Annotated in this window: 13 protein-coding genes and 1 pseudogene; 12 read left to right on the top strand and 2 right to left on the bottom strand. The window is 61.9% G+C overall.

Annotation, left to right across the window (positions count from 1 at the left end; all coding sequences use genetic code 11):
• The first annotated feature begins 9 nt into the window (after positions 1-9).
• From BMY91_RS14850 to BMY91_RS23665, 9 genes and pseudogenes are all read left to right on the top strand, one after another.
• On the top strand, positions 10-1,005 hold the full coding sequence (locus BMY91_RS14850; RefSeq protein ID WP_090823210.1) for a LacI family DNA-binding transcriptional regulator: 996 nt from the start codon (positions 10-12) through the stop codon (positions 1,003-1,005).
• Between the two features lie 198 nt (positions 1,006-1,203).
• Complete coding sequence (locus tag BMY91_RS14855; RefSeq protein ID WP_090823212.1) at positions 1,204-2,514, top strand: ABC transporter substrate-binding protein; 1,311 nt, start codon at positions 1,204-1,206, stop codon at positions 2,512-2,514.
• A gap of 2 nt (positions 2,515-2,516) precedes the next feature.
• Positions 2,517-3,458 carry a carbohydrate ABC transporter permease gene (locus BMY91_RS14860; protein ID WP_090823214.1) on the top strand — a complete coding sequence of 314 codons (942 nt, stop codon included), beginning with the start codon at positions 2,517-2,519 and terminating at the stop codon, positions 3,456-3,458.
• Positions 3,455-4,354, top strand: a complete 900-nt coding sequence (locus tag BMY91_RS14865; protein ID WP_090823216.1) for a carbohydrate ABC transporter permease — start codon at positions 3,455-3,457, stop codon at positions 4,352-4,354. The genes BMY91_RS14860 and BMY91_RS14865 overlap by 4 nt, the downstream gene beginning before the upstream one ends.
• 39 nt (positions 4,355-4,393) lie before the next feature.
• Positions 4,394-5,497 carry a Gfo/Idh/MocA family protein gene (locus BMY91_RS14870; RefSeq protein WP_090823218.1) on the top strand — a complete coding sequence of 368 codons (1,104 nt, stop codon included), beginning with the start codon at positions 4,394-4,396 and terminating at the stop codon, positions 5,495-5,497.
• 1 nt (position 5,498) lies between these two features.
• A complete protein-coding gene (locus tag BMY91_RS14875; protein ID WP_090823221.1) occupies positions 5,499-6,245 on the top strand; it encodes a ThuA domain-containing protein in 747 nt (248 codons plus the stop codon).
• Between the two features lie 4 nt (positions 6,246-6,249).
• A pseudogene (locus BMY91_RS14880) lies at positions 6,250-7,445 on the top strand (Gfo/Idh/MocA family protein).
• Positions 7,446-7,546: 101 nt separating this feature from the next.
• Positions 7,547-7,957 carry a hypothetical protein gene (locus BMY91_RS14885; RefSeq protein ID WP_090823223.1) on the top strand — a complete coding sequence of 137 codons (411 nt, stop codon included), beginning with the start codon at positions 7,547-7,549 and terminating at the stop codon, positions 7,955-7,957.
• Between the two features lie 978 nt (positions 7,958-8,935).
• The gene (locus BMY91_RS23665) at positions 8,936-9,295 is read left to right on the top strand and encodes a PadR family transcriptional regulator (protein WP_371261053.1); all 360 of its coding nucleotides are present in this window, start codon (positions 8,936-8,938) and stop codon (positions 9,293-9,295) included.
• Positions 9,296-9,370: 75 nt separating this feature from the next.
• Here the strand turns inward: BMY91_RS23665 and BMY91_RS14895 are convergent, their stop codons facing one another.
• Positions 9,371-10,264: a LysR family transcriptional regulator gene (locus tag BMY91_RS14895; RefSeq protein ID WP_090823226.1), complete on the bottom strand. Its 894-nt coding sequence runs from the start codon at positions 10,262-10,264 to the stop codon at positions 9,371-9,373.
• 116 nt (positions 10,265-10,380) lie between these two features.
• Here BMY91_RS14895 and BMY91_RS14900 point away from each other — a divergent pair, with 116 nt between their 5' ends.
• From BMY91_RS14900 to BMY91_RS14910, 3 genes are read left to right on the top strand one after another with little or no spacing between them, the layout of a single operon-like run.
• A complete protein-coding gene (locus BMY91_RS14900) occupies positions 10,381-11,145 on the top strand; it encodes an enoyl-CoA hydratase/isomerase family protein (RefSeq protein ID WP_090823228.1) in 765 nt (254 codons plus the stop codon).
• Between the two features lie 37 nt (positions 11,146-11,182).
• Positions 11,183-12,778 (top strand): acetate--CoA ligase, encoded by a 1,596-nt coding sequence (locus tag BMY91_RS14905; RefSeq protein ID WP_090823230.1) that lies wholly within the window; start codon positions 11,183-11,185, stop codon positions 12,776-12,778.
• On the top strand, positions 12,775-14,097 hold the full coding sequence (locus BMY91_RS14910) for an MFS transporter (protein WP_090823232.1): 1,323 nt from the start codon (positions 12,775-12,777) through the stop codon (positions 14,095-14,097). The genes BMY91_RS14905 and BMY91_RS14910 overlap by 4 nt, the downstream gene beginning before the upstream one ends.
• Before the next feature lie 86 nt (positions 14,098-14,183).
• Here BMY91_RS14910 and BMY91_RS14915 read toward each other — a convergent pair whose 3' ends face one another.
• Positions 14,184-14,759: a hypothetical protein gene (locus BMY91_RS14915; protein WP_256212757.1), complete on the bottom strand. Its 576-nt coding sequence runs from the start codon at positions 14,757-14,759 to the stop codon at positions 14,184-14,186.
• Positions 14,760-15,003 lie beyond the last annotated feature (244 nt).

Here is a 15,003-nt window from a genome sequence, read left to right on the forward strand (position 1 = left end):
GACAATCAAATGGCTCGGCCGACAGTTCAAGACGTCGCTAGGACTGCCGGCGTGTCCGTAGGGACAGTGTCACGCGTCTTGAACGGGAGCCCGGCTGTCAGCCAGGCGGCCAAGGAGAAGGTCAACGCCGCCATCAAGGAGCTCAGCTACCGCCCTCTCGCGTCGGCGCGGGATCTCCGACGAGACCGGACCATGCGCGTCCTGGCACTGGCCAAGAACTTGGACTCCTTGGTGATCAGTGAGGTTTTCCGTGGTGTCGGCGATGCTGCCGCGGATTCGGGCTACGTCAGCCTCATCGCAGCGACTGATGGGGACTTGGATCGCGAGCAGCAGCTCGTCGACATGCTGCGGAACGGTTCCGTTGACGGATTGGTGATTTTCTCGCCCACGATGCCAGACGACGACGTCAACACAGTCGCCGAGCAACTGAGTGTTGTCCAGGTCTGTGAAATCGTTGATGCCGAAGCTGCGTTCGGGGTGTCCATCGATGACCGCCAGGCCGCTTACGACGTCACCAAGCACCTGATCGACTCGGGCGCCAAGAAGCTGGCAATGCTCGCCCATAGGGGTGCCCGCTCGGGCCGGCTGCGTGAGGAAGGCTTCCGCCAGGCACTCAAGGAAGCAAGCTTGGAACAAGATCAGATCCTGTTCGGCGAAGGCAACTTCGGCTTCCATACCGGCCGTACGCTCGCCAAGAAGCTTCTCAAAGCAAGAGACCTCCCGGACGCCGTCTTCTGCGGGACCGACGTGGTCGCGGCGGGCTGTGTCCGCGAGCTCACCGATGCCGGACTCCGAGTTCCACAAGACATCGCCGTAGCCGGTTTCGACGACTCAGCCCAGGCAGAAATGTGCGTCCCGGAGCTGACCACGGTCCGCCAGCCGGCCTACGAAATGGGTCGAGTCGCCTTCGCTGAACTCCTGGAGCGGATGACCGTCGAGGGATCACATCGCAAGGGAAGAACTTTCCTCCCGCACGAGCTCGTCATCAGGGACTCCACTAAATAAGAGGGTTGACAGCCCTCAGTGGTCCCTGTCACACTACTTTGGAATCGATTCCACGGCCGCAAGGTCATTTCTTTTGAGCACATTTGGAATCGATTCCACGGATCACATGCACCACCGGCAAAGAAGCCACCCTCAGCACGCGGGACAGCCAAAGCGCGTACTGAATGCCACCGCCCACAGACCCCAAAGGAGCCACTTGTGGACTTGAACCGACCTGCTCTCCTGCTCCAAATCAAAGCCCCAACAAACCGCAAAGCCCTAGCGGCGACTGCAATAGCCGCGGCCCTCCTCCTCAGCGCGTGCGGCGGGGGAGCCGCACCCCAAGGTTCCGAACAAGCGGCAGCTGCCGATCCGGCGTCGGGCGCTAATGCCAGCGGTGCCGTGAACATCTGCGGCGTCAAGGACGCGAGCGGCATCTACAAGGGCACGGCGGAGGCGTTCACCAAGGCGAACGGCAAGGTCACGGCCAAGTACACGGAGATCGGCGCCACCACGGATGAAGCCCGCACGCAGATCGTGCAGCGGCTCGAGGGCAAGTCCACGGAGTGCGACCTCTTCGTCACAGACGTCATCTGGACCTCCGAGTTCGCCTCCCAGGGCTGGCTGCTGGACCAGACCAAGCTGGTGGAAGCCAACAAGGACCGGCTCATTCCCTCCACTGTGGAAACCACCAAGTACCAGGACAAGTACTGGGGCTCGCCGTTCTTCACCAACGCCGGATTGATTTACTACCAGAAGGACAAGGTAGCCAAGCCCGAGTCCTGGCAGCAGCTCTACGCGGAAGCCGCGAAGGCTCCCGGCAACGGCTTTGTCTACCAGGGCAAGCAGTACGAGGGCCTCACGGTGAACTTCCTCGAAATGCTCTACAGCGCAGGCGGCGAAGTCCTCAACGATCAGGGCGACGTCAAGATCGACTCCAAGGAAACCCGCGACGTCCTGAACTTCATGAGCGAGGGCCTCAAGGACGGCTCAGCCGACCGCGCCGTCCTCACCTACAACGAAGACCCGGCCCGCCTCGCCTACGAGTCCGGCGACTTCGGATACCAGCGCAACTGGCCGCACGTGTACCGGCTGTTGAACGCGACACCGCTCGCGTCGAGCTTCGCGGTCGCGCCGCTGCCGGCATGGGAAGGCGGCAAGGCCTCCGGCGTGCTGGGCGGCTGGAACCTGGCCATCTCGGCGCACTCCACCAACCAGGCGGGCGCGGTCGCGTTCATCGACTTCGCCACCACCCCGGACTGGCAGAAGCACGTGGCCATGGATTACTCGCAGGCCCCGGTCAACGAAGCTGCCTACTCCGATCCAGCGGTTCTGCAGAAGATGCCGTTCGCCACGGAACTCCTCGCCTCGGTAAAGGGTGCCAAGCCGCGCCCGATCTCCCCGGTCTACCCGCAGATCAGCCAGGCGATCTACAAGAACGTCTACGCCGTCCTCTCCGGTACCGTCTCCACGGAAGAAGCCGTGCAGAAGATGGCCGAGGAAATCACCACCGCCAAGGCGAGCTTCTAGCTATGGCCATCAAAACAATCCCGGCAAGCCGCGGCCCAGCGAAGACAAGCGGCCGCGACCGCGCCGAGCGCAAGCTCGCGTTCCGCATGACCGCCCCGTCGCTGGTGATCATGGCGCTGGTTGCGGCGGTCCCCATCGGCTACGCGATCTGGCTCTCACTAAACCAGTACAGCGTCCGCACCGCAGGCCTGTCCCGCTTTGTCGGACTGGAAAACTACATCAACGCCCTTGCAAGCCAAGAGTGGTGGGCCGCGTTCGGCCAGACGTTCCTCTTCGCAGGCCTCTCGGTCAGCCTGGAACTCATCCTCGGCACGGCCATGGCGCTGCTGCTCAACCTCGCGTTCAAGGGCCGCGCCGTCCTGCGCACCGTGGTTCTGCTGCCCTACGCGATCATCACCGTGGTCAGCGCCATCACCTGGCAAACGATGTTCCAGCCCAACATGGGCCTGGTCACCAACGTCCTCTCCACCCTCGGGCTGCCGGGCGGCGACGTCGTCTGGCTCGGTGAGCACGGCTACGCGATGGCCGTGATCGTCATGGCCGACGTCTGGAAGACCACGCCCTTCGCAGCGCTCATCATCCTGGCCGGCCTGCAGGTCATCTCCGCCGAAACGTACGAGGCCGCGGAGCTCGACGGCGCCAGCAAATGGCAGACCTTCGTGAACATCACCCTGCCGCTCCTGCGCCCGGCAATCGTCCTCGCCGCGATCTTCCGCACCATGGACGCCCTCCGCGTCTTCGACCTCCCGTTCGTCCTCACCCGCGGCGCCAACGGCACCGAGTCGATGTCCATGCTCGCCTACACCCAACTGCGCGAAAACCGGTTGGTGGGCGAAGGCTCGGCGCTGTCCATCCTGACCTTCCTCACCGTCATGGTGGTCTCGGTCATCTACGTCCGCTTCGCCGGCGGCAACATCCGCGACGTCGCGAAGGAGGAACAGTGAGCACACTGACTGCAGAACGCCCGACGCCGGAACTCGCCACGCGCCCCAAGGCGCCGAAGCGTCGCTTGCGTGGGGAATCGAAACTGCACCCCTTGGTATGGGTGTTCGTGGTGGCCGTCATGGCTTTCTCGCTCATCCCGTTCTACTGGCTGGTGAACACCTCCCTTAAGAAGGGTGCGAGCCTGTCCCAAGGCGAGCTGTTCCCGAGCCAGCCGACACTCGAGAACTATCTGGTGGTCTTTCAGAACCCCGAGTTCCTCCTGGCCTTGCGCAACTCGGTGATTATCGCCGTCGTGACTACAACCGTGGCGCTGGTGTTCGCGTCCTTCGCCGCCTATGCGCTGGCCCGTCTGAAGATGCGCCGCAAGGCGATGATCCTGACGCTGATCCTCTCGGTCACCACGTTCCCGGCCATCGCCATCGCGGCCCCGATGTTCTCCATCTGGCGCGAAATCGGCCTGTACGACACCTTGCTGGGCCTCATCATCCCGAAGCTGACGTTCGCGTTGCCGCTGGCGATCTACACGCTGACGTCCTTCTTCAAGGAGATCCCGCGTGAGCTGGAGGAATCCGCGTACATGGACGGTGCCACGCCGTTTGTGGCCTTCCGCAAGGTGATTTTGCCGCTGGCGGTCCCCGGTTTGGCGACGACGGCGATCCTGGTGTTCATCTCGGTCTGGAACGAATTCCTCCTGGCCGTCACCCTGACCACCTCGCCCGAAGCCCGGCCCGTGCCGGTCGCGATTGCGTTCTTCAGCGGCACCAGCGAGTTCGACCAACCCCTCGGCACCATCAGCGCAGCGTCGGTGATCATCACGGTGCCGCTCGTGGTCCTGGTGCTCGTGTGCCAGAAGCGCATCGTTTCCGGCATGACGGCCGGCGCGGTCAAGGGCTAACCCCAAACCATCAAGAAACCCAGAAAGAACAGGAACAACGTGAGCATTCAGCAGCAGGCCCCGTCCACAACCCTCAAAGTGGGAGTTGTGGGCATCGGTTGGGCCGGCCAGCAGCACCTCAAGGCGTACAGCACCATCCCCGGCGTCGAAATTGTCGCCGTCGCAGGCATGGAAGCCGACCTTCTTGCCCAGCTGAAGGAGGAATACAGCATTCCCCACGCGTTCGCCCGCTGGGAAGACATGATCGAGCTCGAAGGACTCGACGCTGTCAGCGTCGCCGTGCCGACGTTCCTGCACGCGCCCATCGCCATTGCGTCGCTTGAGCGGGGACTGCACGTGCTGAGCGAAAAGCCGTTGGCGCGTAACGCCGTCGAGGGTCAACAGATGGTGGACGCCGCCCGCACGGCCGGCCGCGTGCTGGACGTCGCGTTCAACCACCGCCGCCGCGGCGACATCCAGGCGCTCAAGGAAGTGATCGACGCCGGGACGCTGGGTCGCCCCTACTACGCCAAAGCATCCTGGCTCCGCAGGCAGGGCATTCCAATGTTGGGCAGCTGGTTCACCAACCCGGAACTCGCCGGCGGCGGACCGCTTGCTGACATCGGCGTGCACGTCCTGGACTACTCGCTGCACCTCCTTGGCGAGCCGAAAGTCCTGGCTGTCTCCGCGTCCACCCACTCCGAACTTGGCCCGCGCGGCCTCGGCGGCAACGCCCGGTACACGGCGTCGAACTCCAGCCACAAGTTTGAAGTGGAAGACTTCGCATCGGCGTTCATTCGGCTAGAAGGCGGCGGTACCTTGATCCTTGAAGCGGGGTGGGCCACGTACCGCGACGAGCGGGACCTGATGGACTTCACCGTTTACGGCACCGACGGCGGAGCGGACTTGCGCTCGGTCGGCGCCTCCGAGAACCCAGTGGCGGACGTCCATGTCTTCACCGAGAAGGACGGCGAAAACGCCGACTTCGAGGTAGTGGCTGAACCCGGGCGAGCCCACCAGGCTGTCGTCGACGACTTCATTGCCGCCGTGCGCGGAGGCGAGACCGTGTGGGGAAGCCACGACGGTTCGCTTGCCCTCAGCCGGGCCCTGGTGCTCGATGCCTGCTACAAATCCGCCCTCGAACAACGTGAAGTGGTGCTCTGAAATGTCTGATTCGAAACTGAAGATTGTCGTCTGGAACGAGGCCGTCCACGAGGCCCGCAACGAGCCCGCCACGATCGGCGACATGTACCCCGAAGGGATCCACGGCGCCATTGCCGCCGGGTTGCGCGGTTTCTACCCGGATTCCGAAATCTCGACGGCCACGTTGGCTGATCCCGAGCACGGACTCTCCGAGGAAGTGCTGGAGCAGACCGACGTACTGCTCTGGTGGGGGCACATTGCTCATGAGGAAGTCTCTGACGAGGTAGTTGAGCGCGTGCAGCGCCACGTCCTCGGAGGCATGGGCTTGGTGGTGCTGCACTCGGGGCACTTTGCCAAGATCTTCACTCGATTGTTGGGCACCACGTGCTCGCTGAAGTGGCGCAATGAGGGCGAACGCGAACTGGTGTGGACGGTCAAGCCTTCGCACCCGATCGCGGCTGGAATTGAAAGCCCAATCGTCATTCCGCAGCAGGAAATGTACGGCGAACTGTTCGACATTCCCGAGCCCGATGACCTGATCTTCATCAGCTCGTTTACCGGGGGAGAGGTGTTCCGTTCAGGCGTGACGTTCTCGCGCGGCAGGGGCCGGATCTTCTACTTCAGCCCGGGCGACCAGGAATACCCGGTGTACCACCAGCCGCAGATCCAGAAGGTCATCGCCAACGGCGTCGGATGGGTTGCTCAGCCCGGCGTTTTTCGTGATGCGCCGGAGGTTTCCAACCCGGCCCGGGGTTGGTTCGAGGGTTAGGACCATGACCACTTTCTCTCTGCCTTCTGGCCGTCCGTTGGGTGTGGCCGTGATCGGTTACGCCTTCATGGGGAAGGCCCACTCGAACGCGTGGCGGACTGTGGCCAGCTTCTTCGACGTCCCGGCCTTCGAACAGAAAGTGCTCGTTGGCCGGGACGCCTTGGCGGTGGCGGAGGCCGCCGCCAAGTACGGCTGGGCCGAATCCGCTACGGACTGGCGTTCCGTGATCTCGCGGGACGACATCGACATTGTGGATATCTGCGCGCCGGGCTGGATGCACGCGGAGATCGCTATCGCGGCCTTGGAAGCGGGGAAGCATGTGCTCGTTGAGAAGCCGCTGGCCAACACTCTGGAAGAAGCTGAGCTGATGGCCGAAGCGGCGGCCTCGGCTCGGGAACGGGGCGTGCGGTCGATGATCGGATTCAACTACCGCCGCGTTCCTGCGCTGGCATTGGCCCGGGAGTTGATTGCCGAAGGACGTCTCGGAACTGTGCGGCACATCCGTGCCGCTTACCTTCAGGACTGGCTTTCCGACGTCGAAACCCCCATGAGCTGGCGGCTCCGCAAGGAGACGGCCGGGTCCGGGGCGCTCGGCGACATTGCCTCCCACGCCATCGACCAAGTCCAACACCTGACGGGTCAGACCGTTACTGAGGTGACGGGAACGTTAAGGACTTTCGTGGCCGAACGCCCCGGTGCCGCTGGGCTGGAGAAAGTGACAGTCGACGACGCCGCGTGGGCCACTTTGGGCCTGACCGGCGGCGTGAGTGCCTCCGTAGAAGCGTCGCGAGTGGCCACGGGGCAGAAGAACTCACTGAAGATAGAGATCTACGGGTCTTGGGTTCGTTGACGTTCGATTTGGAGAACCTGAACGAACTTGGCTTTCTGGATGCCACACTTCCCGTGCGGGAGCAGGGCTTCCGGCGGATCCTGGTCAACGAGCCCGAACACCCTTACGCTGCGGCGTGGTGGCCGCAGGGGCACATCATTGGCTGGGAGCACACGTTCACGCACCAGGTCCGCGACTTCCTCCTTGCCGTTCGCGACGGAAGCGAGCCATCGCCGTCGTTCGCTGATGGGCTCCAGATCCAGCGGGTGCTGGCCGCCGTCGAGGAGTCGGCGCGGAACAGGAGTGTGGTGACGGAGGTTCCAGCCGTCACTAAGGGAATCGGGGATCTTCAGGCTCTGGGCGCGAAATAGTTGGCCTCTTTCGCGGATGTAGGGACTGCTCCACACTGGTTTTAAGCGGCTTCTCTGGGGATGAGCCGGAGCCATTAGGGCGGGTCGAAACGAGGAAGGCTATGCAGAAAGCGCGCGTGGCGGCCGTGCTGACGTGGATCTACGCTGCGGCGTTCGGAATTCCGGCGGTTCCAGTTAGCATCCATCTCCTGCAAAACGGGTACCTGCCGATGTTCATGGACCTGTTCCCGATGTATGCGGGTCCATGGGACGGACTGCAAAGCTGGGCCTTCGTGTCGCTCCTCATGGTGTTCCTCGTTGTAGTCCTGGCAGCATCGTGGGCGGCTTGGCTGGCTTGGAGGGGGCGTAGGTCCGGGCTGGTTCTTGGCCTTGCGCTTATGCCTGTGGAAGCAGTGTTTTGGTTGGGCTTCGACCTACCGTTTCCTTGGTTGTTCGGTGTGGCCCGCGGCTTGCTGTATGCGCTCGCTCTGATGTCCCTGCGACAACGTCCGGAGGGGCGAATGGCCGGGTAGGCGCTTTCAAATTGCTATTCTCTGCGGAAAGCAACCTCGGCTTAGTTCGACGTCCTACGCCCGGCCCTGCACAGCCCGAGGTGGAAGAATCGTTCGCAAGGAATAGCGGCAGGGAGCTCGAGGATTTATCTTGCCACGCGAGCATCAGCTAGGGCGCTCGGTATTGAGCAAAACTGGACCATACGCAGCCGCGACAAACCTAAGCTCCTTTCTGAGCTTTATGTCGTGAAATCAGTGCAATATATATGGCCATAACGACTGCTGCCACCAAAACACCTATGCCAAAAGCCGTCAAATGCCCAAAGATTGGCCAGCATATGGCGTAAGGGACGAACCCGGCCAAAAAAACAGTAAGAGCGCGTCGAATGCGAGGAGTCACTTTCATGCAATGACGCTACCATGGCCCGAGGGCCCTGGTAGCGTCATATTGTTTTGGTTTTAGCTATTCGCGGCGCCAAACACGCCGCCCACGAAGAACCAGATAGCACCAGTCACCATATTGCAGGCGAATGAGTTACTCGAACACCAAGCATTCAAATCGATTTCGGTCCTAGCTGGTTGGTCAGCCACGAGCTGGACCATATTGACGGATCCCACCATGTATCCATCGCGATATCCTGTCAAAGTCCCACTACAAGCGTAGGGGTCGTGCCCATTCCAAATCGTTGTACCCCAACTACTTGCGCAGAAATAGTCGACATCGCCCGTTGCTGCATGCGCAGGCGCCGCAGCAAGCGGTGTTATAACTGCGCCGATCGCGATGGCGGACCCCAGAAGCGACCGCCACAGCTTCATGGTGCCCTTCTTCGGAGCAGTGGTCGGGCCTTCGCATAGTACATCTGACTGCATGATTCCCCAGATCTGGAATGGTCAAGAGCCCATTCCTCCTTGTTGATTCAAGGCCAAATGGCCTTGATGCGTCGAAACTAAATGAGATTTGACTTTGAGCTAGAACGCGGCGGGAGGTACCTTTCGTTGATGGTTAGCGGAGGGCAATCCGGAGATCGAAGCAGCATCCGCCGAGCGCTCGTGGTGTTTGCGGTGTTGGCGGTTCTTAGGAGAGGTCCTACGCACGCATACGATATGACGCGACAGCTACGGGATGCGCACGAGCTGCTGGCGTGCGAAAGTGACCTATACGCACTCATGAATCGGTTAGGCCGCCAAGGATTGGTCGTTCATAGGTGGGAAATATCGCCTACTGGTCCACCGCGAAAGCGTTACCAAATAACAAACGAAGGGCTTGAAGCCCTGGAGTGCAGACGCTCAACTTGGAAAGAACTGCGGAAATCTTTGCTGGAACTCTTAGACTTAGAATTCCGCGTGCCCAAGAGTTGACATTCCGCGTTCAGTGCCAAAATTGAGCTATTATTCATGGCGGATCCGTTTTCAACATCTAAACGGCGAGATACCTTACCCGTGCCCACCTGCCTCCAACCCCGCACCCACAGCGGAAACAAACGCGTCCGTCTCGGCTGACCGTCGGCTCTTCAACCACAACGCCGACGTTCGCCAAGCCAACGGATCACCAACCAACGGCCGCCACACAATCCCCGAAGGCAGCGGCGTCCAGGGCTCCTCGTTGAAGTGGACTCCACGGCCGGCCATGATCAGCCCGTGCGTAAAGTGTTGATTCCGGGCATGAACAATAGCCGCGGGCAAGTACCCGGCATCCCGGCACGTATGCAGGAACGAGTCGTACAGGGTCGGGGCCATGTGGCGCGGGAAGATGATCAACGGACTCCCGGCCAAGTCACCCAGCCGCACGGCCTCCGATGAAGCCAGCGGATGCGAAGCATTCAGCACCACGCCCAGCGCCCGCGAGAACACCGGCCCCGACTCAAAACCCACGCTGCTCAACGGGTGACGGACCACCGCGACGTCCAGTTCGCCGTCGCGCAGTCGCTCAACCTGCTCAACAGTGGTGAGTTCATGCAGATTCAGCAGAACGTCGGGCGCAGAGGCAGCGAACGAAGAAACCATCGTGGACAGGGCAACCGGGTTCGTGTCCGGCGGTACCGCCACCTGCAGGATGCCCGAAGCGCCGGGCCGGATCCGCCGCATCGACTCCTGCGCCATGGCCACGTGATCCAGCACCCCACGCGCGTGCTCCAGCAGCAAAGCCCCGGCTTCGGACAGCTCCACGCCGGTGCGTCGACGATTAAACAACTGCACCCCGAGCTCTTTCTCCAGGTCCTTGATTCGCTGGGAAAGTGGCGGCTGTGCCATGTGCAGACGCTGCGCCGCACGCCCGAAATGTAGTTCCTCGGAGAGCACCACAAAGTACTTGAGATGGTGAAGGTCCATCGCGGAACAATATCAGTTTGGTATCAAGACGAGTAGATATTGATGTTAGACGGGTCACATTCGCTGATGGTCAGATGGGAATCAAGAAGCCCCAACGAGCCAAAGGAAACTCCCCAATGTCCCAGGACGTCCTCTTCGAACAGACCGGCCCCACCGCCATCATCACCCTCAACCGCCCGGACAAGCTCAACGCCTGGACCGAGGCCATGCGCAGCGAACTCATCCACTACTTGGAAGGCCTCAAGGGCAACGACGAAGTCCGCACGGTCATCCTCACCGGCAGCGGCCGCGCGTTCTGCGCAGGACAGGACTTGGCCGAGACCGCGTCCATGAACCCCGAGGATCACGAGTCAGCGGAAGCCTGGATCGACGGTTTCGACCGCCTGTACCGGGCAGTCCGCAACCTGGACCAAATCACCATCGCCGCGGTCAACGGCGTCGCCGCCGGCTCCGGTTTCCAGTACTCGCTCCTCGCGGACCTCCGCGTCGGCGATTCCAAAGTCCGCATGGGCCAGCCCGAAGTCCTCTCCGGCATCCCCAGCATCACCGGCATCTGGGCCATGTGGAGCATCCTCGGCAAGTCCAAGACCTCCCAGTTCGTCCTCACCGGCGAACTGGTGGACGCCGCCGAGGCCCAGCGCCTCGGCCTCCTTAATTACTTGGCGGACGACGGCGGCGTGCTGGCTTACGCGAAAGAACTCGCCTCGCGCTTGAGCCTCCTTCCTCCGGGTGCGGTCCGCTTGACCAAGAACCGCCTGCGCAGCCTCGAAGACGATGACCTCACCGATGCCATGGCAGAAGCCAAGCGCGTCCACCGAGAGGCCTACGGCACCGGCGAACCGCAGCGCGAGATGGCCCGCTTCCTCGCCGGCCGCCGCTAAGCCGCCAACCCGCAAAGCAGAAGCAGGAGGCAGAACCATGACAACCACAGCAACCCAAGACCGCTACACCGAACTGCGGAACAGCCACCGCTGGGAGGTGCCTGAGCTCTACAACATGGCGGTCGACGTCGCCGACCGGCACCCAAGGGACAAGCGGGCACTCATCCTGGAGTCCGCCGTCGAAGGTCAACGCGAGGTGAGCTGGGGCGAAATCCAGGACCGCTCCCGGCAGATCGCCGCCACCCTGCAAAAAGCCGGCATCAAGAAGGGCGACCGGGTCGCCGTCCTCCTCCCTCAGCGTTCCGACACTCCGGCTGCGTACCTCGGCGTGCTCCGGACGGGCGCCATCCTGGTGACGATGTCCCTGCTCTGGGCGGCTGAGCCGATCCGTTTCCGGCTGGAGGACAGCGGTGCATCGGTGATCATCGCCGAGGAGTCCGCTAAGCACCTCTTCAAAGATTACGAAGGCACGTTCATTGACATCGACGGGCCGGCCATCAAGGAAGCGGACACCGAATTCGAGGACGTCGAAACCAAAGCCGACGACCCCGCCCTCATCTTCTACACCTCGGGTACTACCGGTCGGGCGAAGGGGATCGTCCACGCGCACCGGACGCTGCTTGGCCACAACGAGTTCGAGTATTGCCACCAGATCGGCGACGGCGATGTCTTCTATGGAGCAGGGGATTGGGCATGGTCGTTGGCCAAGCTCATGGGCCCGCTCCGGCTTGGTGCAACGCACTTGGTTTTCCGTCCCAGTGGCGGCTTCGACCCCGCAGCCCTGCTGGACAGCATGAGCCGGCACCGCGTCACCAGCGCGCTGGTCAACCCGACGTTCCTGCGTAAAATGCGCGAAGACGTGCCCGACGCCGGTACTCGCTTTCCGCTGTCCCTGCGGACGGTTTGCTCGTCCAATGAGCCGCTGACGCCGGACCTGATCACGTGGTTCGAGGGGCAGTACGGGGTAACGCTGTTGGATTACTACGGTTCCACGGAGTCCTACCCGCTGCTGGGCAACTACCCGGATGTGCCGGTGAAGCCCGGGTCCATGGGGCGTCCACTTCCTGGATGGGAAGTCCGCCTGCTGGACGAGAATGAGCAGGAAGTGGCCGCGGGCGAGACCGGCGAGATCTGCCTCCGGGCGCGCTCCAACCCCCAATTTCCCTTGGGATACTGGAACATGCCGGAGGCGTCCGCCACGGCGTTCGGGGGCGCCTGGTACCACACCAAGGACCAGGCCTACGCGGACGACGACGGCTATGTCTGGTTCCTGGGGAGGACCGACGACGTCATCAAAACCTCCGGATACCGGGTTGGACCCTATGAGCTGGAGGCAGTCATTCGCGAACTCGATCCCGTGCGGGACGTGTCAGTGACGGGTGTGCCCGACGAGCTTCGCGGCCAGTCCATCAAGGCCTGGATCGAACTGATGCCCGGTCACGCTGGGGGAGCGGAACTGAGCGAAACCATCGTGGCGCACGTGAAGGAGAACTTCTCCCGCTTCGCGTATCCCCGATTTATTGAATACGTCTCCGCGCTGCCGAAATCGGCCACCGGAAAAGTCCAGCGGGCCCAGCTCCGCGAACTCCCACACGTTGTAGCCTCTCCCCGCCCCGAAGGACAACAATCATGAATACGATGACCCAGAAAGTTGCTGACACTGAGTCTTCCCCCCGGCGCAGCCTGAAGCGCGTCGCCGCGGCAGCCGCCGTCGGAAATTTTGTTGAATGGTTCGACTCCGCGGCTTATGCGGTCATGTCCGTCACCATCGCCAAACTCTTCTTCCCGGATTACTCCACGACGGCGTCACTTCTGGCCGTGTGGGCGATCTTCGCCGGTGGCTTCATCGCCAGGCCGCTCGGGGCGGCTTTCTTTGGACGCTACGGTGACCGGATTGGGCGCAACAAGATGCTCGGCCTCTGCGTCCTGATCATGAGCGCGGCGACGTTCTGCATCGGTATCCTGCCGACTTTCGCGGTGATCGGCGTGTGGGCTCCGATCCTGCTGTTCCTGTTCCGTGCCGTTCAGGGCTTCACCACAGGTGGCGAGTACACAGGGTCATCGGCGTTCATTGTGGAGTACGCCCCGGAAGGCAAGCGGGCAACGTACGCCAGCATCATCCCGGCCACCGTGGGACTGGCTTCGGTTGCCGGTGCGTTGCTGGGTGCGGCCATCACGGCCACTTTGAGCCCTGCCGATTTGCAGGCCTGGGGCTGGCGGATTCCGTTCCTGCTCGCGGCGCCGCTGGGACTGATCGGCCTGTATATACGGTCAAAGGTTGACGACACCCCGGTGTTCCGTGGCCTGGAGAATAAGGGCGAAGTGGCCAAGCGGCCGTTGGGCGACGCCATCCGCATGTGTTCCCGCCAGATCTTCACACTCTTCGGTTACAGCATCACCAACGCGATCGCTTACTACCTGATGAGCAGCTACATGATCGCCTACATGACATCGAGCCTTGGATACTCTTCGGCAGAGTCAATGATCACGAGTGTGATCACCATGTTGGTGTACACAGGGGTTTGCCCGCTGGCTGCACGGGCAAGCGACCGCTTTGGACGCAAGCGGATGCTGTTGGTAGCCTGCGTCGGCTTCGTGGTGATGACCATCCCGGCCTTTTCGATCATGCCGCTGGGCCTCGGTTTCGCGATCCTGGGTACGAGCGTCCTGGGCGCCTTGGTAGCCGTGATCGGTACGTCCAACGTTCCGGCTTTGGTCGAGATGTTCCCGTCGTCGGTTCGGGCATCGGGCTCAGCGATCGGGTACACGCTGGCCTACGTGCTGTTTGGTGGAACCGCTCCCTTCGTGGCCACCGGATTGGTAGCGGGCTTTGGCTCGCCGTTGGCCCCGGCCTTCTACCTGATGGGCATGGCACTGGTGTCCGCAGTTGTGGTGGTCCTGTTCTTCCGCGAGACCAAGGACCTGTCGCTGTCGCGGACCACGGTTCTGTAGAGGCGTTTAGCATGAAAGAGGTTGGGTCGGGCGCGCAGTCAGCGCCCGACCCAACCTCTTTGCACGTGCCCGATGAACGTTGGGGCTTAGCCAAGTCCCAAGATAAACTCCTCAACCCGTGCGAACACTTCGGCTTGTGCCTGCTGGGAAGCCCTCCAATCGTTCGAGATCTGCAAAGAGTGGTCGGCTCCTGGCACCTCAAAGAACGTGCCTGCACTCTCAGTTTTGCGGCCTCCGTCCCAGAGCCCGTCCGATGAACCGCCGATAAACAGATCGTCTTTAGACGATGCATTGATGGTGATTCGCACGCTCCCATCTGTGAGCAAGGGTGTCAGCCAGATCCCAGGAATGCGAGCTTTTTCGGCCCAAGGAATGCACAAGGTGCTGAACGACTTGGCGACGATCAGCCGCTGATCGGCGTCGGGTGCGTCAGCAAAAGCCTGTTCCGCGGCATTGGCCGCAAATTCATGAGGGGCTGCACCCGGCGAATCGTCAGGAGTCCACCGGACAGCCTGAACATGCCAACCGAGGGATCCGAGCATTTCACCAATCCAGAAGAGGACTGGACCCTCCACTGGATATCCGGAACCGGGAAGCAGAACAGCGACTTTGGTTTTCTCCGGATGATCAGTGGAGGTGTTTGCCCAGGTGAAGGATTCCATAGAGGCATGCTAACGGGCGTCTGGGGTGCTTTCGTGGCAAGCCAATGGAATTGATGACCAACCTCGCTCCTGGGTCGAGGACGCCAAATAAGAGGTCCAAGCGCAACACCTAGGCATCCCATACCAGCACCTAGATTTCTCCAAATCACCCCTAATTTCGGCGCATTCGCCACCTAGTTTCATTTTTCCCGCCTGTGGCCCGCTTACCCGCCCATAGTGTCCTTCTCAGAACGAGCACCCGGAA

It is taken from the genome of Arthrobacter sp. yr096 (assembly GCF_900108925.1).
GTDB lineage: Bacteria > Actinomycetota > Actinomycetes > Actinomycetales > Micrococcaceae > Arthrobacter.

Coding starts and splice junctions, on each gene's coding strand:
- BMY91_RS14850 (WP_090823210.1), top strand. CDS start 10: ATGGCTCGGCCGACAGTTCAAGACGTCGCTAGGACTGCCGGCGTGTCC.
- BMY91_RS14860 (WP_090823214.1), top strand. CDS start 2,517: ATGGCCATCAAAACAATCCCGGCAAGCCGCGGCCCAGCGAAGACAAGC.
- BMY91_RS14875 (WP_090823221.1), top strand. CDS start 5,499: ATGTCTGATTCGAAACTGAAGATTGTCGTCTGGAACGAGGCCGTCCAC.
- BMY91_RS14885 (WP_090823223.1), top strand. CDS start 7,547: ATGCAGAAAGCGCGCGTGGCGGCCGTGCTGACGTGGATCTACGCTGCG.
- BMY91_RS23665 (WP_371261053.1), top strand. CDS start 8,936: ATGGTTAGCGGAGGGCAATCCGGAGATCGAAGCAGCATCCGCCGAGCG.
- BMY91_RS14895 (WP_090823226.1), bottom strand. CDS start 10,264: ATGGACCTTCACCATCTCAAGTACTTTGTGGTGCTCTCCGAGGAACTA.
- BMY91_RS14900 (WP_090823228.1), top strand. CDS start 10,381: ATGTCCCAGGACGTCCTCTTCGAACAGACCGGCCCCACCGCCATCATC.
- BMY91_RS14905 (WP_090823230.1), top strand. CDS start 11,183: ATGACAACCACAGCAACCCAAGACCGCTACACCGAACTGCGGAACAGC.
- BMY91_RS14910 (WP_090823232.1), top strand. CDS start 12,775: ATGAATACGATGACCCAGAAAGTTGCTGACACTGAGTCTTCCCCCCGG.
- BMY91_RS14915 (WP_256212757.1), bottom strand. CDS start 14,759: ATGGAATCCTTCACCTGGGCAAACACCTCCACTGATCATCCGGAGAAA.